The sequence below is a fragment of the Streptomyces sp. Xyl84 genome, assembly GCF_059731885.1.
The window spans coordinates 4966937-4987756 of sequence record NZ_AP029182.1; the positions used below are offsets into that span (position 1 = coordinate 4966937).

A 20820-nucleotide genomic window follows, 5' to 3' on the forward strand; every position below is an offset into this window, starting at 1 on the left:
AGCACGGAAACGGGCACAGGCGCACGGCAACGGGATCTGTACGAGGGGTGCGGGGATGCAGATCAAGCCACGGCAGCATCTGCTGGACATCTGGCGGGCCACGGCCCGTCATTCGTTCGAGGACGGCAAGCTCGTCACGGGGGACACCGACGGGCTGAGCAGCGTCGCGGACGCCGAGCGCCTGCTGTGCCTGCTGTATCCCGCCACCGAGGTGCCCGCCTTCCGGCTCGACCAGCCCGACACCACCGAGCGGGACGTCCTGCGCGCCCTGGAGGGCATCGGCAGCCGGCTGGAGATCCCGCTCAACCTGATCACCGCGCTCACCCAGTTCATGCGCACCCACACCGGCCCCGACGACAGCCCCACCTTCTCCGGCGGCCACTACTTCAAACCGTCCGACCCGGAAGGCGAGATCACCCACGCCCAGGCCCAGTTGGGCGTGGTGGACTCCTACTCCATGTCCGTCACGCTGTGCCTGGCCACCCTCGGCTTCCTCAAGGTCTACGAGGCCACCACGACCCGCCCCGAGGTCCGCCGGGCCATCGAGGAGCTGCGCGAGGCCACGAACGCCCGGCTGACCTCCGCGATGATCAGCCTCCTGCGCTCCTTCACGGTCAACGTCTTCGACGCCGAGTCCGAACAGGGCAAGCGCCTGATCCAGGTCATCGGGCAGAACCGGCAGTCCGACCGGGCCGTCCTCCAGCAGTTCTCCCGCCGCCTGCGCCCGCTGCGCGCCACGATCATCGAAAGCCTCACCCGGGGCATCCAGGTCGACGAGAGCATCCGCGACGAGAGCCAGCTCTTCGAATGCGGCTGGGCGTGGGGCGTGGTGCGGGACGCGCCGCGCGTCACCGACCTGGACGTCCAGGTCCCCGGCCAGCCCGACGGCATCGCCGACCGGCTGCCCTACGTCTACTTCACCGTGGTCGCCCTCGACGGCATCCAGGACCTGTTCTCCGAGCGCACCCTCACCCTCGGGCTGCTCGACGCCGACCAGCAGAAACTCTCCGAGGCACTGCGCCTGCGCTGGGAGCTGAGCCAGCAGTACTGGTCCGCCGTCGCCCGGTTCGGCGACGACCGCTGGCCCCTGGAGGACCTGCCCTGGCAGACCACCGGCCTGCGGCTGGAGTCCGAGTACTTCTCGCTGACCGTCGCCGCCATTCTCGTCCACGACCTGGTCCGCCGGAAGGCCACCGACGACGACCTGACCCGCACGGTCGCCATCATGGAACGCCTGGCCGACCGCGGCCGGGTCACCAGCCGGATGACCCGGAACGACCCCACCATCGCCCTGCACAACCCCGGCGTCACCATGCCGCTGGCCGGCTCGGAACGCTCCGGCAGCCTCCTGCTGTGGCGGATGACCGACTTCTCCGCGCAGCTCCTCAAACGCATCGTCCAGCTCGCCGAACTCTCCCGGAACATCGACGCGCAGGACCGTCTGCTGCGGCTGGCCGAGCAGACCTTCGGACACCTGTGGAACCGGCGGATCGAAGAGGGCACCGGCACCGATCTCTGGGACGACGTGCGCAACGTCTACCCCGACGCCCGCGGCGCGGCCCCCCGCCTGTCCTGGAGCATCACCGAACGCATCACCGAGTGCCTGGTGGCCGCCCGCAACCTGTACGAGCAGGAGCCCATCCGCAGTCCTGAACTGGCCCAGCTGGCCCGGGAACTGCTCAGCGAGGCCACCCACCTGTTCGGCAAGGAGCAGCTGGAGGCGTCCGCCGGTTCCGACGGCGGCCGGGGCCGCACGATGCGGAGCATCGAGAGCCGCCTGGAACACGCCCGCAGCCTGCTCGACGACCGGCCCGCCACCGCCTTCGCGCTGGCGCTGCCCGTCCTCCAGGAACTCGACACCCTGGCCCAGGCCAGGGGCGCCGCCGCGCAGGAGGTGTGAGCCGTGCTCGTCTTCGCCGCCTCCGACAAAGGGGGCACGGGCCGCTCGGTCACCAGCGCCAACCTGGCCTACCAGCGCGCCCTCACCGGCGACCACGTGGCCTACGTGGACTTCGACTTCGGCTCGCCGACGGCCGCCGCCGTCTTCGACGTCCCCTCCGCGGTGCGCGGCACCGAGGAACGTGGCCTGCACTCCTACCTGGAGGGTGAGATCACCGAGCCGGCCAGGATCGACGTCTGGCGGCAGACCGAACACCCCCTGCTGCGGGCCCGCCCCAACCAGTCGGGCCGGCTGGTCCTCCTGCCCGGCGACGCGGGCGGCGGCGAGTTCGCCACCGGCGAGGAGGCCCTGGAGCGGTGCATCGACCTGCTGCTGCGGCTGAACACCGAGTTCGACCTGATCGTGGTCGACCTCAGCGCGGGCCGCAGCTACGCCGTCGACATGGTCCTCGCGGCCACCGCCCACCCGCGGATGCGCAACGTCCCCCACCGCTGGCTCGTCTTCCACCGCTGGACCCGGCAGCACGTGATCGCCGCGTCCGGGCTGGTCCACAAGGAACACGGCATCATCAAGGGCGGTGTGGAACGCGGCCACGACGAGCAGACCCTGCGGGCGGCGATCCGGTTCGTACGGGCCGCCGTACCCGACCCGGAGTCGCCGCTGTGGTCGCACGGCTCGCCCGCCCAGGCCGCGTGGATGCAGGCCTGCGACGAGGCACTGCGCCGGCTCGCCGCCGAGCACCGCATCGGCGACAGCGTCGTCCTCGGCATCGTGCCCCTGGAACCCATCCTCCAGTGGCGCGAACAGCTCATCACCGAAGAGGACGTGCTCTCCACCCAGATCGCGAACAAGGAGACCCTGGAGGCGCTGGAGGAGCTGGCCCGGCGCCTGACGGACGACACGTACTGGGGGCAGCTGTGACGGAGGCCGTGTTCCGTGAGACCGCGGCCCAGCCGCGCACCCAGGCGGTGCCGCTGTCCCACCTGTCACTGGAGCTGGGCCACCTCTACATGGAGGACTTCGAGGCGGGCCCGCAGCGGCTGCGGGAGCACTTCGCCCAGGTGCGGCCCTGGGCCGAGGCGGCCCGTGCCGCCGCCGCTGTCCGCACCGGCGGCCGGCGCCCCCGCATCAGCACCTGCTTCCTGATCGACGACTACTTCACGCGGTTCTCCAGCCCCGCCGAACTGGTCCCCCTGCTGCTGGCCGAGGCCGAGCGGGCCGGACTGGCCGTGGACTACCTGGCCCGCGAGTCCGGCTGCGCCGTCACCGGCAAGGTGCCCGTCGCCGAGGCGGTGGCCGGCCGGCTCGTGGAGGAGCCCCCGCCCGGCAGCTACGGCGGCCGGCCGCCGGCCGCGCAGACCGGCTGGCTGGCCAACGGCGAGCGCAGTCCCGTCGCCCGCGCCCCGCAGGCGATGAAGACCGCCGTCGCCTGGGAGCCGCCCAGACAGACGGCGGCCCGCCGCCACTCCGTCTTCCTCGACGTGGAACTGTGGAGCGAGGACGCCGACGGGCGGCGCACCTGGTCCTGCCCATTCCTCGCCGCGGTGTGGCAGCTCGGCCGCCTCGGACTGCTGCGCACCGAGGGGGAGCCCCTCTTCGTCCCGCACCCGGACACCCCCGCGGCCTTACCCGACGACTGGGACGACCTGCCCCCGCTGCTGCGCCTGAACGCCCGCGCAGACCCGTTCGCCGCCTACCGCACCTGCTCGGTGCTGCCCAGCCGGTTCCTGCCCGTCGAGCACGCCGTCCGGGTGATCCTCGACCAGACCGAGGTGGACCGCGGGGCGCTGGAGCAGGTCACCGAGCGGTCCGCCCGCGAGAAGGTCACCGTCCCGGACTCGGTGGCCGACCGCGTCTCCTACGTCTTCTACGCGGGGCCGTGACATGGCCGACACCTCCGCGGCCAGGGGCCGCGACGGGGCGGCCGCCGGTCCGGCGAGGACCACGCCGCCCGCCGTGCTGGCCTGCGGCGAGACCCGCACCTGCCTGCTGCCCGCCGGGCAGGCCCTCGACATCCGGTCCGCCGCCCAGCTCCTCGCCCTGCGGGCCGACGAACGCGTCCTGCTCTCCGAGCGCCCCAACCTCTACGCGCGTTCCCCGGAGACCCTCACCGGCGTCGACTGCCCGCTGCCCAGCGTCAACGGCGCACGGGTACGGGCCGTCGGCACGGTCGCCGCGCGGGCCGCGCTCACCGAGGGCCGCGTCCTGCAGACCTCCGCCTACTTCCGCCTCACCGCCGCCGGACCCGACCAGCGGCGCCCCTGGGGACAGTACCTGGTGCGGCCCGGTCTCCTGGAGCCGTTCGGGAAGCTGCCGCACGAGGCGGTCGCCGAGGGCGTGCTCGGCGGCGGACGCCACGGCGACCTCGACGTCGGCCTCGTCGCCGGCGGGCTGCTCACCCGGCTGCTGCGCCACCCCCTGCTCGACCAGTGCCCGCCGCTGCGCTCCCGCCCCACCCGGCTGCGCTGGGCGGCGCTGCCCGCCGACGGGGACGCCGGCCCGTCCATCGAGCGGTTCACCCTCGCGGAGGACGAGCTGCGCACCGTGCGGCTGCGGGTGCCCGAGGGCACGCCCGCCGCCGACATCGCCGGGCTCTGCGACGACCTGGCCCTGCACGACTGGCTGCTGACCACCCTGGTCCGCCTGCTGGACGGCATCAGCCTGGGAGCCCGGACCCCGCCCGCGCGGGCCCGGCCGGGAGCCGGGGACCGTCCCACCGTCGTCAGGGCGCTGCGGCCCGCCGTCGACCACCTGCTGCACCTGTGGATGCCACGGGCCCGGGTGGCGCGGGAGCTGGCGCCGCTGTGGGACGTGCTGGAGGACCGGCCCGGCTTCACCCGCCAGTGGCAGGCGCAGGTGCAGCGCATCCGCGACCAGCTCACCCTGCACGCGATCCCCTCGCTGCACCGGGAGGTGGAGCCGGTTCCCTGACCGGACGCTCCGGCAGGTCCTCCACCGCACATCCCCGCATCCCGATCCGCACGCGTATCCCAACGGGGGGAGAAGCGAGATGAGCACGGCACAGTCACCTCAGCCCGAGAGCACGGCGGGCACGCCCGGTACGGCCGCCGCACCGGGACCCGCGGTCCCCGCCGCCGGCCGACCGGGCGGCCCCGCCGCGGCCGGTCCGCGCGGCGAGCGGCCCGCGTCCGGCACGGCGGGCAGGATCCGCTCGGCCCTGGCCGCCGGACCGGGGCGGACGGGTCACCCGGGCCCGTCCCGGTGGGTGCGCCGGATCGCGGCCGGTGTCGTCACCGGCGCCCTCGCCTGGTCCGTCACCGCGCTGCTGGCCCCGCACACCGCGCTGTCCCGGCAGGCCGGGGCCGCCGCCCTGTGCGCCGCCGCCGTGGTCCTCGTCCAGCAGATCCTCGGCCCGGACCGGCGGACGGAGGAGTACGCCAGGCGCCTGGACGCGCACGCCAGGCGGACCGAGACCCTGCTGACGGAGACCGCCGCCACCGTGCGGGACGGCCTGCGCCGCCATGACGACCGGCTGGACACCGGCCTCACCCGCCACACCGACGACATGCGGCAACTGGTGGAGAGCCGGTTCACGGAGGTGGAGCGGTCCGTCGGCGAGCCCTACCTCCAGCCGGCCCGGATCCGGGCGGACGGGGTGCCCGAACTGGCCAAGAGCTTCGCCGAGGTGCTGGCCCCCGGCCCGTCGATCCTCTACACCTTCGTCCGCCTGGAGATGAGCCGGGTCGTCGGCCACATGACCGACCTCACCAACCTGAGCGCCGAGTGCCCCGGTGAGAACCACGACTGGATGCTGTCCCTCACCCGCGCCGCCGAGGAGTCCATCTGCACCACCAGCACGTCCGTGGACCGCGAGTTCTGGAACAGCGAGCCCGCCGCCCGCTACCTCCAGGCGCAGAAGGAGGCGGTGCAGGAGCGTGGCGTGACGATCCGCAGGGTGTTCCTGCTGGCGAGCGCCCGCGAACTCGACGACCGGCTGCTGCGGCTGTGCGAGGAACAGGAGGTGCTGGGCATCGAGGTGCGCGTGTCGGTGCTGCCCGAGCTGCCGCCGCACCTCCAGCGCGGCACCACCGACGACTTCGTCGTCTACGACGGGGAGGTGTCCTTCGAGATCGACCAGGACCTGCGGGACGTCAACGTCCGCACCCGCCTCATCGCCCGCCACGACCACGTCCAGGACCGTATGAAGCGCTTCACGGAACTGTGGGAGGCGGGCATGGGCGTGCGGGAGCTGGAGGTCCGTGTCGACGACGAGGAGGACGGCACCTGGATGGTCGACGGGACCGAGCAGGGCTGAGCGGGGCCGGCCGGGGCGGCCCCCGGCAGCCCCGCGGCCCCTTCCCTCAGCGGCAGTACGCGTCCGCCGCCGGGCGCCGGCCGGTGGCCAGGAAGCGGGAGACCGTGCTGTCGCCGCAGGCGTTGCCGTTGGCCAGGTAGGCGTCGTGGCCCGTGGAGTTCACGGTGACCATGACCGCGCGCCGGCCCAGCGCCGAGCGGAGCTTCAGGGCGCCGCTGAGCGGGGTGGCGACATCGCGCTCGTTCTGCACGAGCAGCACGTTGGACGGGCCGTGGCCGGTGATCCGCACGGGGGCCTGCCGGGGCGGGTAGGGCCAGGCGGCGCACAGCATCGCGTTGCGCGGCATGCCCGCCGTGAGCGGGTACGCGGCGCGGCTGTCCGCCACGTCCTTCTCGTACGCCGCCGCCGACTGCGGCCAGGCGACGTCGTTGCACAGGGTCCCGGCGCCCACGGCCGCGACGTTCTGGAGCACCGCCTCCGGGGGACCCTGCGGCGCGGGCGGTACGGTGCCCCGCTGCGCGGCCAGCATCAGCCTGGCCAGGTCCGGGTACCTGGACGGGGAGTAGAAGGTGTCCAGCATGGTCTGGCGCAGCACGTTCCCGTTCAGCTCCTCGGGGTTGGCGCCGGGCCACGGGATCGGGGTGCGGTCCAGGCGGGCGGCGAGCCGCAGGAACAGCGGCCGTACGTCCTCGGCCCGCTCGGCCACCCGGTCCGGGTTGCCGGGCCTGGAGGCCCAGGCCGCGAAGTCGGGGAAGGTGTCCTCCACGCCCTGCTCGTGTGCGCCCAGCCAGGCACGGTTGACCAGGGCCGGGTCCGGGTTGTCGTTGCTGTCCAGCACCATGCGGTCGACGCGCCGCGGGAAGAGCTGGTTGTAGACGGCTCCCACGTACGTCCCGTACGACACGCCCCACGCGGACAGCTTGTCCTCGCCGAGCGCCGCCCGGACGCGGTCGATGTCGCGGGCCTCGTTCACCGTGCCGAGGTGCCGGATCAGCTCCCCGCCGTTCTTCGCGCAGGCCTGTGCCATGCGCCGCGCGTCGGTCAGGTTCCCCGCGATCGAGCCGTCGGCGGCCGGCCACGGGCGCAGTCGGGAGGTGGCCAGGTCGCCGTGGTCGAGTCCGCAGTCCACGGCCGTGGAGGGCGCCAGGCCGCGCGGTGCGAAGCCGACCAGGTCGTACTTCTCGCGCACCTCCTCGGGGAGCTTCTGCCCCTTCCCCGAGGGGTCGTTGAGGCTGGACCCGCCGGGTCCGCCCGGGATCAGCAGCAGCGTCCCGCGCCGTGCGGACGGCTTCTCGCTCGGGATGCGGGAGAGGGCGATCGAGATGCTCGGGCCGTGCGGGTCGGCGTAGTCCATGGGGACGTCCAGGGTCGCGCACTGCCGGCGCGGGTCGAGACCGGTGCCCGCGCACGTCGTCCAGGCGAGGGTGTCCTGCCGGGGCGGGGCAGCGGCGGCGGCCGACGCCGTCACGGGCGCGGTGGCCCCGAGGAGGACCGCGGAGACCCCGACGAGGGCGGCTCTGCGGCGGCTGCGGGTGCGGGTGGTGGTGTCCGTGCGCTGTGTCGTCATGAGAGGAGCCTCGCGGACCGGCGCGTCCCGCCCCATCCGGCCAACTGGTTTTCCCGTCCGGGGGTTTACCCCCTCAGTGATCCCTAGGGAGCGCCCTCTTCACGGAGTTGGCCGGTGACCTGCTTCCGGCCGGTTGCCGGTGCCGTGCACCATGGGGCGGTGCCGCCACCGCCCCGCGAGACCGCGCCCGCGCTGCTGTCGGTCTCCAGCAGCGCGCTGCCCGATCAGACACCGCCCGCGCCGGGGCGCACCACGTCCCCGACGAAGCGGGCCCAGGCCGCCGCCCGCACGACCAGCACGGGGCCGTCCGGGACTTTGCTGTCCCGGACGGGGACGATGCCGGGGACTCCGTCGGCCACTTCGAGGCAGTCGCCGCCGTTGCCGTCGCTGTACGTGCTCTTGCGCCAGCGGGCGGCGCCGGGGAAGTCGTATGCGACCTCTACGCAGCTTCCGCCGTTGCCATCGCTGAAGGTGCTCTTCCGCCAGCGGGCCTTGGTCAAGTCGTACTCGCGCATCGTCTGAAGTCCTCCGCCGCAGACTCGATCATTGCCAGGGATGCCTCCGGCGACAGCGCGGCGGCCCTGATCTGATCGTATGCGGCCCGGGCACGCTTGACCACGGCTGGGTTGTCCAGCAGGTTCCCCGAATACACCGCTTCTGTATAGGCCGTTGTCGGGGCGTCGTCGAACTCCATGAGCGTCAGCATCCCGTTCATGAGTGCGTATGGGCCAGCCGCGTACGGCAGCACCTGCACCACTGCCGTCCGCTCATGCGCCATCCGCGCGATGCTTTCGAGCTGCTCCGCCATTGCCGCCGGTCCTCCGACCGGGATACGCAGTGCGTTCTCGTGCAGCACCACCCAGTACATCGGACGCGCGGCGTCCTGGAGGATGCGCGCTCGTTCCAGGCGGCCTGCCACCTTCTCCTCGATGTACTCGTCCACTGCGAACGGGTTCATCGACACGGTGACCGCCCAGGCGTAATCCCGTGTCTGCAACAGTCCCGGTACCAGTGCGGGCGCGAACTCGTAGATCTCAGTGGCCAGCGCCTCCAGCTCCGCCGCCCTCGCGAAATACTCCGCGTACCGCGGATCATCGATCAGCTTTCTGCACAACCGCTCGAAAATACCGTCGGTTTGCAGTACCTCGTCGATGCGCCGGGCCACGTCCAGCTGTGGTTTTCTGATCGCCTGTTCGAACTGGCCGATGTAGCCGCCCGAGACGAAGACCTTCGCGCCCAGCTCCACCTGCGTCATCCCCGTGTTCTCCCGGCGCCGCTTCAGCTCCGTGCCGAAGAACTCCCAGACCGCCTGGCGTGAACCGTTGGCCATCGCCAACCCCCTTGTGCAGCCCTCTTCTTGTAGGGCCCGAAACCCTTCCGAGTGTAGACGCGGAACGTCACTGTGGAGACACGAAGCGTAAAACTCCGGCATGAAGGAAATCCCGGAGAAAGAGAAAGGGAGGAAGCACACAGTGGCACCACGGCAACACTCGGCTCACTCGGCGGTCTGTGTTCAGGAAGCGGAGGAAACAATCGTTGAATTGCGTACCGCTCTCGGAAAAGCCGGAATCACCCTGCCCTCGCTCGGGCTCGACCCGGCCGGGCTCGCCCGCGAGGCGCCCTGCCCGCTGGTGGAGCTGGGCCGCTGCTCCGTGGAGACGGCCGCACGGCTCGCCGCGGTCCTGCGGTGAGCGGCCCGTGTCCGCCGGTCGGGACTTACGCCCTCGACACCGGCACCGGGCGGATCGGCGTGGTCATGGGCCACGAGGGACCGTACGTCCAGTTGCGCCCCCTCGGCGGCGGCCGGGAGTGGGACTGCCCGCCGGAGCTGGTGCGGGCGGCCACCCCGGCCGAGCGGCTCAGCGCGGCGACGGCGTACGCGAACGCCCGCAGCCGGGGGGAGGTGCCCTGAAGGAGGGACGGGGCCGCTCCCGCCGTGCGCGACAATGGGCGCATGAGTCTGTTCCGCGACGACGGCATCGTGCTGCGCACCCAGAAGCTGGGTGAGGCGGACCGGATCATCACACTGCTCACGCGGGGTCACGGCCGGGTGCGTGCCGTGGCCCGCGGGGTGCGGCGCACGAAATCCAAGTTCGGGGCCCGGCTGGAGCCCTTCTCGCACGTGGACGTGCAGTTCTTCGCGCGGGGCAGCGAGCTGGTCGGGCGCGGGCTGCCGCTGTGCACGCAGAGCGAGACCATCGCTCCGTACGGCGGCGGGATCGTGACCGACTACGCCCGGTACACCGCCGGGACGGCCATGCTGGAGACGGCCGAGCGGTTCACGGACCACGAGGGCGAACCGGCCGTCCAGCAGTACCTGCTGCTGGTCGGCGGACTGCGCACCCTCGCCCGCGGTGAGCACGCCCCGCACCTCGTCCTCGACGCGTTCCTGCTGCGCTCGCTGGCCGTCAACGGCTACGCGCCCAGCTTCGGCGACTGCGCGAAGTGCGGGATGCCGGGGCCCAACAGGTTCTTCTCGGTGGCCTCCGGCGGCTCGGTCTGCGTCGACTGCCGGGTGCCGGGCAGTGTCGTACCCTCGCCGCAGACGCTCGCGCTGCTGGGCGCGCTGCTCACGGGGGACTGGACGACCGCCGACGCCTGCGAGCCGCGGTACGTGCGCGAGGGCAGCGGGCTGGTGTCCGCCTATCTGCACTGGCACCTGGAGCGCGGCCTGCGCTCGCTCAGGTACGTCGAGAAGTAGAAGCAAGCAAGAGGGACCAGAGGGAGACGAGGAGCACATGGCCGTACGCGGGTTCCTGGGAGGCCGGCGCCGCGAGTACGACGCGCCCGAGCCGCATCCGTCCGGCGCGCGTGCGCCGAAGCTGCCGGGCGAGCTGGTCCCGGAGCACGTGGCGATCGTCATGGACGGCAACGGCCGCTGGGCCAAGCAGCGCGGGCTGCCCCGCACCGAGGGGCACAAGGTCGGCGCCGAACGCGTCCTCGACGTGCTCCAGGGCGGGATCGAGATCGGCGTGCGCAACATCTCGCTGTACGCGTTCTCCACCGAGAACTGGAAGCGCTCGCCCGACGAGGTGCGCTTCCTGATGAACTTCAACCGGGACTTCATCCGCAAGTCCCGCGACCAGCTCGACGGGCTCGGCGTCCGGGTGCGCTGGGTGGGCCGGATGCCCCGGCTGTGGAAGTCGGTCGCCAAGGAGTTGCAGGTCGCCCAGGAGCAGACCAAGGACAACGACCTGATCACGCTGTACTTCTGCATGAACTACGGCGGCCGGGCGGAGCTGGCGGACGCGGCGAAGGCGATGGCCGAGGACGTGGCGGCCGGCCGCCTCGACCCGGCCAAGGTCACCGAGAAGACCATCCAGAGGTACCTGTACTACCCGGACATGCCGGACGTGGACCTGTTCCTGCGTCCGAGCGGCGAGCAGCGCACCTCCAACTACCTCCTCTGGCAGAGCGCGTACGCCGAGATGGTCTTCCAGGACGTGCTGTGGCCCGACTTCGACCGCCGTGACCTGTGGCGGGCCTGCGTGGAGTTCGCCTCCCGCGACCGCCGCTTCGGCGGTGCCATCCCCAACGAGGAACTGCTCGCCATGGAGGGCAGGCAGGACACGCCGTAGGGCGGACGGATCTCGCGGGGACGGGGGAGCCGGGGGCAGGGCGCTCCGCGGAGCGGGAGTGCCCGTGGCGCGGGGGTACCCGGTGACCATGGACACCTGCTGGTCACCGGGGGTTCACGGGGGTCACCCACGATGCGCGTCATGAAGCGTGTCACCCCCGTCCTCGCCCTGTGCACCGCCCTCGTCGCCGTCCTGCCCGCGCAGGCCACGGCCGCCGACCGGTCCGCGCACCGCGGCACCCACGGCCGTGCCCTCCACGGCAGCCACGGCCACAGCGGTCACGACCGCGACAGCTACGGCACCAAGGCGCCGTACGCCCCGCAGCAGAACCCCCGCACCTACCAGAAGCCGCCCGCCGGGTTCACGCCCGTCTTCACCGAGGACGTCTCCCGGCACGGCTCCCGCGCGGCCGGCGACAGCGAGGACGGCGACCTCGTCCTCGCCCTGTGGGAGAAGGCCGCCGCCGAGGGGCAGCTCACGGACCGGGGCGAGGAGTTCGGGCCGGTCGTGCGCGCCCTGCTGGCCGCCATGGACAAGGTCGGCTACGGCAACCTCAGCGGGCGCGGCGAGCAGGAGATGCGGGACACGGCGGTGCGGCTGCGGCAGCGGATGCCGGAGCTGTTCGCGAAGATCGCCGGCAAGGGCGAGAAGATCGACCTGGTCAGCTCGGGGCAGGGGCGGGCGGTGGCCAGCGGCGAGCGGTTCGCCGGCGGCCTCGCCGACGCCGACCCGGAGCTGAAGCCGCTGATCGGGCCCGTGCGCACCGACAAGGACCTGCTCTACTTCCACAAGGCGGCCGGTGGCGCCGCCTACCGCGACTACATCGAGAACGACCAGCGGCTCGCGGCCACCCTGAAGAGCCTCACCGACCAGCCCGCGACCCACGCGCACGCCCGCGGCGTGCTGCGCCGGCTGTTCCGGGAGCCGTTCGTGCGGCGGATCGAGAACGGCGAGTTCGCCTCGCTCGGCAGCGCCGTCGACGCGGCCACCGCCGTCTACAACCTGTACGCCATCGCCCCCGCCATGCGCGAGGAGAGCCCCCGGGGCGAGGGCTGGGACATGGACCGCTACCTCTCCGCGAAGGACGCCGACTGGTTCGGCTACCTCGGGGACGCCGAGGACTTCTACGAGAAGGGCCCCGGGTTCGCCGGCAGCGACATCACCTACGAGATGGCCGGCGTCCTGCTGGACGACTTCTTCGAGCAGGTCGAGACCAAGCGTGCGGGCACCAACGACAAGGGCGCCGAACTGCGGTTCACGCACGCCGAGGAGATCATCCCGCTGGCCGCGCTGATGGGGCTGCCGGGCAGTACGGAGCCGGTGTCGCCGCAGCACCCGTACACCTACAAGGACAACCCCTGGCGCGGCGCGGACGTGTCACCGCTGGGCACGAACATCCAGTGGGACGTCTTCGCCAAGGGCGGCCGCTACCTGGTGCGCATGCTCTACAACGAGAAGGAGACCGCGTTCAAGACCGGCTGCCGCCCGATCGCCAGGGGCAGCGCCTTCTACGACCTGGACGAGCTGGAGCGCTGCTTCGGACGGCGCTGAGAGGGACGCCCGGGCGGACGCGACGGGCTCACCGGCACGGGCGGGGCCCGCGGCCACGGCCGCGGGCCCCGCCCGTGCCGGCCCCGCGTCAGTGCGGCCGGGTCTCCGTCGCCGCGCACTCCGCGCAGGTGCCGAAGATCTCCACCGTGTGGGCGACGTTGACGAAGCCGTGCTCCGCCGCGATGGCCTCCGCCCACTTCTCCACGGCCGGGCCCTCCACCTCGACCGCCTTGCCGCAGACGCGGCAGACGAGGTGGTGGTGGTGCTCGCCGGTGGAGCAGCGGCGGTAGACGGACTCACCGTCGGAGGTGCGCAGTACGTCGACCTCGCCGGCGTCGGCGAGGGACTGCAAGGTGCGGTAGACGGTGGTCAGGCCCACCGAGTCGCCCTTGTGCTTGAGCATGTCGTGGAGTTCCTGCGCGCTGCGGAACTCGTCGACCTCGTCGAGGGCTGCCGCGACGGCGGCGCGCTGCCGGGTGGCGCGGCCCTTCACGGGCGGTCCTGCGGTCGTCACCGGATGCCTCCTCACGTCTGCGCCTGCCGGGGCCATTGTGCCAGCCCGGGCGGAGCCCGGTCAGACGCCGACCTCCCCGGCGGCGCCCCGGGCGGCCGGGATCGCGCACTCCGCGGGGGCGGCCGCGGACCCGGCCGCGGCGAGCGCCCGGGCGCGGCGCCGGGCCAGCGGTGCGGCGAGCGCGGTGAGGGCGATGAACGCGGCGATGGTCAGCAGGACGATCGTCGCACCGGGGGGTACGTCCTGATAGTAGGAGGTGACGGTGCCGCCGATCGTCACGCTCACGCCGATGGCGACGGCGACGGCGAAGGTCGCGGCGAAGCTGCGGGTGAGCTGCTGGGCGGCGGCCACCGGGACCACCATGAGCGCGGAGACGAGCAGCAGTCCGACCACGCGCATCGCGACCGTCACCGTGACCGCCGCCGTGACGGCCGTCAGCAGGTTCAGGGCGCGCACCGGCAGACCGGTGACCCGGGCGAACTCCTCGTCCTGGCTGACCGCGAACAACTGGCGGCGCAGACCCAGCGTGACCAGGACGACGAAGGCCGCCAGCAGGCAGATCGCCACGACGTCGGACTGCGAGACCGTGGAGAGCGAGCCGAAGAGGTACGAGGTCAGGTTGGCGTTGGAGCCGCCCGGGGCGAGGTTGATGAACATGACACCGCCCGCCATGCCGCCGTAGAAGAGCATCGCGAGGGCGATGTCGCCGCGGGTGCGGCCGTACCAGCGGATCAGCTCCATGAGGACCGCGCCGAGCACGGAGACGGCCGTGGCCATCCACACCGGGGAGGCGGAGAGCAGGAAGCCCAGGCCGACGCCGGTCATCGCCACGTGCCCGATGCCGTCGCCCATCAGCGCCTGGCGGCGCTGGACCAGGTAGATGCCGACGGCGGGCGCGGTGATGCCGACCAGCACGGCGGCCAGCAGCGCCCGCTGCATGAAGGCGTAGTTCAGGAAGTCCATCAGCTCAGCAGTCCCGTACGGATCGGCGCGGCGCCGCCGGCGGCGGCGTTGGGGTCGAGGCAGTGGTGCGAAGCACCTCCGGCAAGGGCGGTGGCGGGTGACGGGTGGGCGTGGTCGTGGCCGGGCAGGGCGTGCCGGCCGACCGCCTTCGGGGGCGGGCCGTCGTGCACGACGCAGCCGTCGCGGAGCACGACCGCCCGGTCGATCAGCGGCTCCAGCGGGCCCAGCTCGTGCAGCACCAGCAGCACCGTGGTCCCGGCGGCGACCTGCTCCCGCAGGGTCCGCGCCAGCACCTCCTGGCTGGCCAGGTCGACGCCCGCCATGGGCTCGTCCATGATCAGCAGTTCGGGGGCGGCGGCGAGCGCGCGGGCGATCAGCACCCGCTGGTGCTGGCCGCCGGAGAGGGCGTCCACCGGGTCCTTGGCGCGGTCCGCCATGCCGACCAGGTCCAGGGCGCGGCGCACGGCCTCGCGGTCGGCGGTGCGGAAGACGCCGAAGCGGGTGCGGGAGAGCCGCCCGGAGGAGACGATCTCGGTGACGGTCGCCGGGACGCCGCCGGCGGCGGTGGTGCGCTGCGGCACGTAGCCGACGCGCGCCCAGTCGCCGAAGCGGCGCCGGGGGGTGCCGAACAGCTCGATCTCGCCGCCGCTGACCGGCACCTGGCCGATGAGGCTGCGTACGGCCGTCGACTTGCCGGAGCCGTTGGCGCCGAGCAGCGCGACCACCTCGCCCCGGTGCACGGTGAGGTCGATGCCGCGCAGCACGGGGCGGGCGCCGAGGTCGGCGCGCACCTGGCGCATGGCTATGACGGGTTCGCCCATGGTCTGCTCCCCGGTGTCGGTCACTTGGCGCCCAGCGCCTGCTGGAGCGCCTTGAGGTTGGCCTCCTGGACCGAGAAGTAGTCGGTGCCCCGGGACTTCTCGGTGATGCCTTCGAGCGGGTCCAGGATGTCGGTCTTCAGGCCCGCGTCCGCGGCGATGGTCCGGGCGGTCTTGTCGCTGACGAGCGTCTCGTAGAAGACGGTGGTGACGCCGTCGGCCTTCGCCATCCGCTCCAGGTCCCTGACCCGGGCGGCGCTGGGCTCGGACTCCGGGTCGAGGCCGTTGACGGCCTCCTCGGTCAGGCCGTAGCGCTCGGCGAGGTAGCCGAAGGCGGCGTGGGTGGTGAGGAAGACCTTCGAGGTGGTGTGCGCGAGGCCCTTCTCGAAGCGGGTGTTCAGCTCGTCGAGCTGCTGGACCAGGGCCGCGGTGTTCTTGCGGTAGTCGGCCGCGTGGTCCGGGTCGCCCTTCTCCAGGGCCTTGCCGACGCCCTGGGCGACCTGTGCGTAGCGGACCGGGTCGAGCCAGATGTGCGGGTCCTTGCCGCCGGACTCCTCGCCCTCGTGGGTGTCGTGCGCGGCGGCGTGCCCGCCGACCTCGTTGCCGTGCTCCTCCAGGGTGGTCAGGGAGGCGGCGTCGACCTTGGTCTTCACCCCGGACTGGGCGACCGCCTCGTCGACGGAGGGCTGGAGTCCCTTGAGGTAGAGGACGGCGTCGGACTCCTGGAGCTGGGCGGTCTGCTTGGCGCTGATCTCCAGGTCGTGCGGCTCCTGGCCGGGCTGGGTGAGGCTGGTGACGTGGACGTGGCCGCCGCCGATGCGCTCGGCGAGGAAGGCCATCGGATAGAAGGACGCGACGACGTCGTACTTCCCGCTGCCGCCGGCCGCGTCGGCGGAGGAGCAGGCGGTGAGGGCGCCGAGGCCGAGGGCGCAGGACGCGGCGAGAGCGGTCCCGGATATGAGGTGACGTCGTGCGTTCATGACAGTCATTTTCAACAAAAATGGAAACCGTTGTCAACAATCCCCTGTCAGGGGCCCCGGAGGCCGCTGACCGGGCCGCTGTCCGGCACCGATTTGATTGAGGGGGAGCCTGCGCCGGTACCCTGAAGCATTCGCTCTGAAGCGTCTCGCTTCGTCGAAGCGCAGCCGTCGCTTCGTCGCCCGTCGTCGTAATGAAGAGAGCACCGTGGCCGCCGACAAGATCGACACCATCGTCAGCCTGAGCAAGCGCCGTGGCTTCGTATTCCCCTGCAGTGAGATCTACGGCGGCCAGCGCGCCGCCTGGGACTACGGGCCGCTGGGCGTCGAGCTGAAGGAGAACCTCAAGCGCCAGTGGTGGCGCTACATGGTGACGTCGCGCGAGGACGTGGTCGGTATCGACTCGTCCGTGATCCTGGCCACCGAGGTGTGGGTCGCCTCCGGCCACGTCGCCACCTTCACGGACCCGCTGACCGAGTGCACCGCCTGTCACAAGCGGTTCCGCGCGGACCACCTGGAGGAGGCCTACGAGGCCAAGCACCACCGCCTCCCGGAGAACGGCCTGGCCGACGTCAACTGCCCCAACTGCGGCAACAAGGGCCAGTTCACCGAGCCCAAGCAGTTCTCCGGCCTGCTCTCCACCCACCTCGGCCCCACCCAGGACACCGGCTCCGTCGCCTACCTGCGCCCGGAGACCGCCCAGGGCATCTTCACCAACTTCGCCCAGGTGCAGACCACCTCGCGCCGCAAGCCGCCGTTCGGCATCGCCCAGATGGGCAAGTCGTTCCGCAACGAGATCACGCCGGGCAACTTCATCTTCCGCACCCGCGAGTTCGAGCAGATGGAGATGGAGTTCTTCGTCAAGCCGGGCGAGGACGAGAAGTGGCACGAGTACTGGATGGAGCAGCGCTGGAACTGGTACACCGGCCTGGGCCTGCGTGAAGAGAACATGCGCTGGTACGAGCACCCCAAGGAGAAGCTCTCCCACTACTCCAAGCGCACCGCCGACATCGAGTACCGCTTCCAGTTCGGCGGCAACGAGTGGGGCGAGCTGGAGGGTGTCGCCAACCGCACCGACTACGACCTCGGTGCCCACGCCAAGGCCTCCGGCCAGGACCTCGCCTACTACGACCAGGAGGCCGGCGAGCGCTGGACGCCGTACGTCATCGAGCCCGCGGCCGGTGTCGGCCGCGCGATGCTGGCGTTCCTGCTCGACGCCTACGTCGAGGACGAGGCGCCCAACGCCAAGGGCAAGATGGAGAAGCGCACGGTGCTGCGCCTGGACCACCGCCTGGCCCCGGTGAAGGCCGCGGTGCTGCCGCTGTCCCGCAACCCGGAGCTGTCCCCGAAGGCCAAGGGCCTGGCCCAGGCGCTGCGCCAGCACTGGAACATCGAGTTCGACGACGCCGGCGCCATCGGCCGCCGCTACCGCCGCCAGGACGAGATCGGCACGCCGTACTGCGTCACCGTCGACTTCGACACCCTGGACGACAACGCGGTCACCGTCCGCGAGCGTGACTCCATGAAGCAGGAGCGCGTCTCCCTGGACCAGATCGAGGGCTACCTGGCCGCCCGCCTGATCGGCTGCTGACCGGGCCCCTCCCGGGAGCGTCCCCGACGCCGTACGGCCGCCGGATCACCGGCGGCCGTACGGCGTTCTGCGTTCCCGGCGGCCTCAACGGCCCTGGAGCGCCTTCACGTTGTCGCCGAAGGTCCAGTTCTTCGAGCCGTCCCAGTTGAGCGACCAGGTCATCAGCCCCTTGAGGCCGTTGCCGTAGTGGTTCCAGGCCTGGGAGACCAGGGAGGGGGACATGTAGCCGCCGCCCGCGCCCGGCTGGGCGGGCAGGCCGGGCACCTGCTTGTCGTAGGGGACCCTGATGGTGGTGCCCTGGACCACCAGGCCCTTGTTCAGGCAGTCGGTCTGGGCGGTGAAGCCCTGCACGGTCGCGGCCGAGTAGGAGTCGCCGGAGCAGCCGTACATGCTGCCGTTGTAGTACTGCATGTTCAGCCACCACAGCCGGCCGTTGTCGGCGTACTTCTTGATGACGGGCAGGTAGGCGCCCCAGATCGAGCCGTAGACGATGCTGCCGCCGGTGACGTAGGCGGTCTCGGGTGCCATGGTCAGCCCGAAGTTCGACGGCATCCGGGCCAGGATGCCGTCGATGATGCGGATGAGGTTGGCCTGCGAGGCGGAGAGTTGGCCGATGTTCCCGCTGCCGGTCAGGCCGGTCTCGATGTCGATGTCGATGCCGTCGAAGTTGTACTTCTGCAGGATCGGCACGATCGTCGCGACGAACCGGTCCGCCACCGCCTGCGAGTTCAGGTCGATGCCGGCCGCCGCGCCGCCGATGGAGAGCAGGATGGTCTGTCCGGACGCCTTGGCCGCGCACATCTCCTCGGGCGTGGCGACCTTCACGCCCGAGTCCATGCCGTCCTCCCACAGCGCCGTCCCGTCGGACAGGATCACCGGGAAGGCCGCGTTGAGCACGTTGTAGCCGTGCGCCGCGATCCGGGAGTCGGTGACCGGGGTCCAGCCGAAGGGCGGGTGGACGCCGTTGGAGGAGCCGTCCCAGTTCTCCCAGTAGCCCTGGAGCACCTTGCCGGCGGGCCGGGACTTCACGGCGCAGGTGGCGGCGTCCGCCGTGGCGGGGGCGGCCGAGGCCGCGGGGGACGACAGGGACAGGGCGAGCGGCGCGAGGCAGGCGGTGGCCAGCGCGGCGGCGAGCAGGCGGGGTGTCCGGCGGATCCGGCGGAGCATGGGCGGCCTCCCGGTGGGGTGCGGTGAGGTGGCGGGCGGGGGTGGGTGAGTGGCGCTGAGGGGGCGGTGAGGTGGCGCGCGCGAGGGTGCTGGGCCCGGCGGGACGGCGCGCGGGTGGGGGGTGGCGCGGGTGTCGCAGACATGACAGTCCTATGGTCCAGACCTTTCGTCAAGAGGTCTGGACCGATGGCGGGGTGTCCGCAAGAAGTGGCAAGTATGGAATGACAGATATTGAAATCTGTCAGCTGTCATGCCAAGGTGGAGCCATGACGATGAACACCCGCTCCCTCGGAACCACCGGCCCCCAGGTCTCCGCCCTCGGTCTCGGCTGCATGGGCATGTCCGCGCTGTACGGCGAGGCGGACCGGGCCGAGTCGATCGCCACCGTGCACGCCGCCCTCGACGCGGGCGTGACCCTCTTCGACACCGGCGACTTCTACGCCATGGGCCACAACGAGATGCTGCTCGGCGAAGCCCTGCGCACCGCCCCCGCCGTCCTGCGCGAGCAGGCTCTGACCAGCGTGAAGTTCGGCGCCCTGCGCGACCCCGACGGCAACTGGAGCGGCTACGACGGCCGGCCCGCCGCCGTGAAGAACTTCGCCGCCTACTCGCTCCAGCGCCTGGGCGTCGACCACATCGACGTCTACCGGATCGCCCGCGTCGACCCCGACGTGCCGATCGAGGAGACCGTCGGCGCCATCGCGGAGCTGGTCGAGAAGGGACACGTCCGCCACATCGGCCTCAGCGAGGCGGGCGCCGACACCATCCGCCGCGCCGCCGCCACCGCGCCGATCTCCGACCTCCAGATCGAGTACTCGCTGATCTCGCGCGGCATCGAGGCCGCCATCCTGCCCACCACCCGCGAGCTGGGCATCGCCGTCACCGCCTACGGCGTCCTGTCGCGCGGACTGATCTCCGGGCACTTCACCCGTGACCGGCAGCTCGCCCCGACCGACTTCCGCGCCGTCTCGCCCCGCTTCCAGGGCGAGAACCTCCAGCACAACCTGGACCTCGTCGAGGCGCTGCGGAAGATCGCCGACGGCAAGGGCGTCACGGTGGCGCAGACCGCCATCGCCTGGGTGCTCTCGCGCGGCGAGGACATCGTGCCGCTGATCGGCGCCCGCAGCCGCGAGCGCCTCACCGAGGCCCTGGGCGCGCTCGACGTCACGCTGGACGCGGCCGACCTGGCGGCGATCGAGGAGGCCGTACCGGCGGACGCGGCGGCCGGCGCGCGCTACCCCGAGGCGCAGATGGCGCACCTGGACAGCGAGCACTGACCGCCGCGCCGGACAGGCGTTTGGGTACGGTCTAGGCATGTCACCCGCTGCTGAGACCCTGACCGCCGAGCGCATCATCGAGGCGACCGAGGAGGTGCTGCGCCGCCACGGGCCGGCGAAGGCCACCGTGGTGGACGTGGCCCGCGCGCTCGGCGTCAGCCACGGCAGTGTCTACCGCCACTTCCGCACCAAGGCGGCGCTGCGCGAGGCGGTGACGAAGCGGTGGCTGGACCGGACGCACGACGCCCTGGTGGGGATCGCGGCCGGGGACGGGCCCGACCCCCGGGAGCGGCTGCGCGCCTGGTTCCAGGCGCTGTTCGACGCCAAGCGCCGCAAGGCGGGCGACGATCCCGAGATGTTCGCCACGTACTCGGCGCTCGCCGAGGAGAACGTCGCGGCGGTCGAGCAGCACATCGCCGAGCTGACCGCCCAGTTGACCGGCATCGTCGAGGCGGGCGTGGCCGCCGGGGTCTTCGCGGTCGCCGACCCGGCGGCCACGGCCCGCGCCCTCTTCCACGCCACCGGCCGCTACCACGACCCGGGTTACGCGGGGCAGTGGGAGCGGCCGGGTGTCCAGGAGGAGTTCGACCTCCTCCTGGACCTGCTGCTGCGGGGACTACTGGCGCGTTAGCGCCGTCTCG

Annotated in this window: 21 protein-coding genes; 13 read left to right on the plus strand and 8 right to left on the minus strand. The window is 72.1% G+C overall.

The features are described 5' to 3' along the window. Positions 1-55 precede the first annotated feature (55 nt). The 5 genes from AC6I72_RS21520 to AC6I72_RS21540 all read left to right on the plus strand — a co-directional run bounded on the left by AC6I72_RS21520 (position 56) and on the right by AC6I72_RS21540 (position 6176). Positions 56-1900 (plus strand): SCO2524 family protein, encoded by a 1845-nt coding sequence (locus AC6I72_RS21520; RefSeq protein WP_498002747.1) that lies wholly within the window; start codon positions 56-58, stop codon positions 1898-1900. 3 nt (positions 1901-1903) lie between these two features. Further along, on the plus strand, positions 1904-2821 hold the full coding sequence (locus AC6I72_RS21525) for an SCO2523 family variant P-loop protein (protein ID WP_037854314.1): 918 nt from the start codon (positions 1904-1906) through the stop codon (positions 2819-2821). Then, on the plus strand, positions 2818-3783 hold the full coding sequence (locus AC6I72_RS21530) for an SCO2522 family protein (RefSeq protein WP_498002748.1): 966 nt from the start codon (positions 2818-2820) through the stop codon (positions 3781-3783). Before AC6I72_RS21525 ends, AC6I72_RS21530 begins: the two co-directional genes overlap by 4 nt. 1 nt (position 3784) lies before the next feature. Then, positions 3785-4831, plus strand: coding sequence for an SCO2521 family protein (locus AC6I72_RS21535; protein ID WP_498002750.1), 1047 nt, complete (start codon positions 3785-3787; stop codon positions 4829-4831). Positions 4832-4910: 79 nt separating this feature from the next. After that, positions 4911-6176 carry a collagen-like triple helix repeat-containing protein gene (locus tag AC6I72_RS21540; RefSeq protein ID WP_498002752.1) on the plus strand — a complete coding sequence of 422 codons (1266 nt, stop codon included), beginning with the start codon at positions 4911-4913 and terminating at the stop codon, positions 6174-6176. A gap of 46 nt (positions 6177-6222) precedes the next feature. On the opposite strand, the gene AC6I72_RS21545 is transcribed toward AC6I72_RS21540, so the two are convergent. From AC6I72_RS21545 to AC6I72_RS21555, 3 genes are all read right to left on the minus strand, one after another. Next, on the minus strand, positions 6223-7743 hold the full coding sequence (locus tag AC6I72_RS21545) for an alpha/beta hydrolase (RefSeq protein WP_498002754.1): 1521 nt from the start codon (positions 7741-7743) through the stop codon (positions 6223-6225). A gap of 224 nt (positions 7744-7967) precedes the next feature. After that, entirely contained in the window at positions 7968-8258 is a 291-nt protein-coding gene (locus tag AC6I72_RS21550; RefSeq protein ID WP_498002755.1) for a DUF397 domain-containing protein, read from the minus strand. Next, the gene (locus AC6I72_RS21555) at positions 8240-9073 is read right to left on the minus strand and encodes a helix-turn-helix domain-containing protein (RefSeq protein WP_498002757.1); all 834 of its coding nucleotides are present in this window, start codon (positions 9071-9073) and stop codon (positions 8240-8242) included. Before AC6I72_RS21555 ends, AC6I72_RS21550 begins: the two co-directional genes overlap by 19 nt. Before the next feature lie 100 nt (positions 9074-9173). Between AC6I72_RS21555 and AC6I72_RS21560 the strand changes: the two genes are divergently transcribed. From AC6I72_RS21560 to AC6I72_RS21580, 5 genes are all read left to right on the plus strand, one after another. Next, positions 9174-9434, plus strand: a complete 261-nt coding sequence (locus AC6I72_RS21560; protein WP_498002759.1) for a hypothetical protein — start codon at positions 9174-9176, stop codon at positions 9432-9434. After that, positions 9431-9655 carry a hypothetical protein gene (locus AC6I72_RS21565; protein WP_037854305.1) on the plus strand — a complete coding sequence of 75 codons (225 nt, stop codon included), beginning with the start codon at positions 9431-9433 and terminating at the stop codon, positions 9653-9655. Before AC6I72_RS21560 ends, AC6I72_RS21565 begins: the two co-directional genes overlap by 4 nt. Positions 9656-9697: 42 nt before the next feature. Further along, complete coding sequence (gene recO / locus AC6I72_RS21570) at positions 9698-10444, plus strand: DNA repair protein RecO (protein ID WP_037854304.1); 747 nt, start codon at positions 9698-9700, stop codon at positions 10442-10444. Positions 10445-10481: 37 nt separating this feature from the next. After that, positions 10482-11321 (plus strand): isoprenyl transferase, encoded by an 840-nt coding sequence (locus tag AC6I72_RS21575; protein ID WP_498002761.1) that lies wholly within the window; start codon positions 10482-10484, stop codon positions 11319-11321. Between the two features lie 141 nt (positions 11322-11462). Next, a complete protein-coding gene (locus tag AC6I72_RS21580; RefSeq protein WP_498002762.1) occupies positions 11463-12872 on the plus strand; it encodes a histidine-type phosphatase in 1410 nt (469 codons plus the stop codon). 88 nt (positions 12873-12960) lie between these two features. Here the strand turns inward: AC6I72_RS21580 and AC6I72_RS21585 are convergent, their stop codons facing one another. Genes AC6I72_RS21585 through AC6I72_RS21600 form a run of 4 tightly spaced genes read right to left on the minus strand, consistent with a single transcriptional unit; the run spans position 12961 to position 16147 of the window. After that, positions 12961-13386 carry a Fur family transcriptional regulator gene (locus AC6I72_RS21585; RefSeq protein ID WP_498002764.1) on the minus strand — a complete coding sequence of 142 codons (426 nt, stop codon included), beginning with the start codon at positions 13384-13386 and terminating at the stop codon, positions 12961-12963. Positions 13387-13446: 60 nt separating this feature from the next. Next, entirely contained in the window at positions 13447-14349 is a 903-nt protein-coding gene (locus AC6I72_RS21590; RefSeq protein WP_498002766.1) for a metal ABC transporter permease, read from the minus strand. Continuing rightward, positions 14349-15170 (minus strand): metal ABC transporter ATP-binding protein, encoded by an 822-nt coding sequence (locus tag AC6I72_RS21595; RefSeq protein WP_498004763.1) that lies wholly within the window; start codon positions 15168-15170, stop codon positions 14349-14351. Before AC6I72_RS21595 ends, AC6I72_RS21590 begins: the two co-directional genes overlap by 1 nt. A gap of 20 nt (positions 15171-15190) precedes the next feature. Continuing rightward, positions 15191-16147, minus strand: coding sequence for a metal ABC transporter substrate-binding protein (locus AC6I72_RS21600; protein WP_498002768.1), 957 nt, complete (start codon positions 16145-16147; stop codon positions 15191-15193). Between the two features lie 205 nt (positions 16148-16352). Between AC6I72_RS21600 and AC6I72_RS21605 the strand changes: the two genes are divergently transcribed. Continuing rightward, positions 16353-17735 (plus strand): glycine--tRNA ligase, encoded by a 1383-nt coding sequence (locus AC6I72_RS21605; protein ID WP_037854295.1) that lies wholly within the window; start codon positions 16353-16355, stop codon positions 17733-17735. A gap of 84 nt (positions 17736-17819) precedes the next feature. Here AC6I72_RS21605 and AC6I72_RS21610 read toward each other — a convergent pair whose 3' ends face one another. Next, the gene (locus AC6I72_RS21610; RefSeq protein ID WP_498002770.1) at positions 17820-18902 is read right to left on the minus strand and encodes a chitinase; all 1083 of its coding nucleotides are present in this window, start codon (positions 18900-18902) and stop codon (positions 17820-17822) included. A gap of 266 nt (positions 18903-19168) precedes the next feature. Here AC6I72_RS21610 and AC6I72_RS21615 point away from each other — a divergent pair, with 266 nt between their 5' ends. Together AC6I72_RS21615 and AC6I72_RS21620 are read left to right on the plus strand one after the other, a co-directional pair. Next, entirely contained in the window at positions 19169-20179 is a 1011-nt protein-coding gene (locus tag AC6I72_RS21615) for an aldo/keto reductase (RefSeq protein ID WP_498002772.1), read from the plus strand. A 37-nt stretch (positions 20180-20216) separates the two neighbouring features. Beyond that, positions 20217-20810, plus strand: coding sequence for a TetR/AcrR family transcriptional regulator (locus tag AC6I72_RS21620; protein WP_498002774.1), 594 nt, complete (start codon positions 20217-20219; stop codon positions 20808-20810). Positions 20811-20820: the final 10 nt, after the last annotated feature.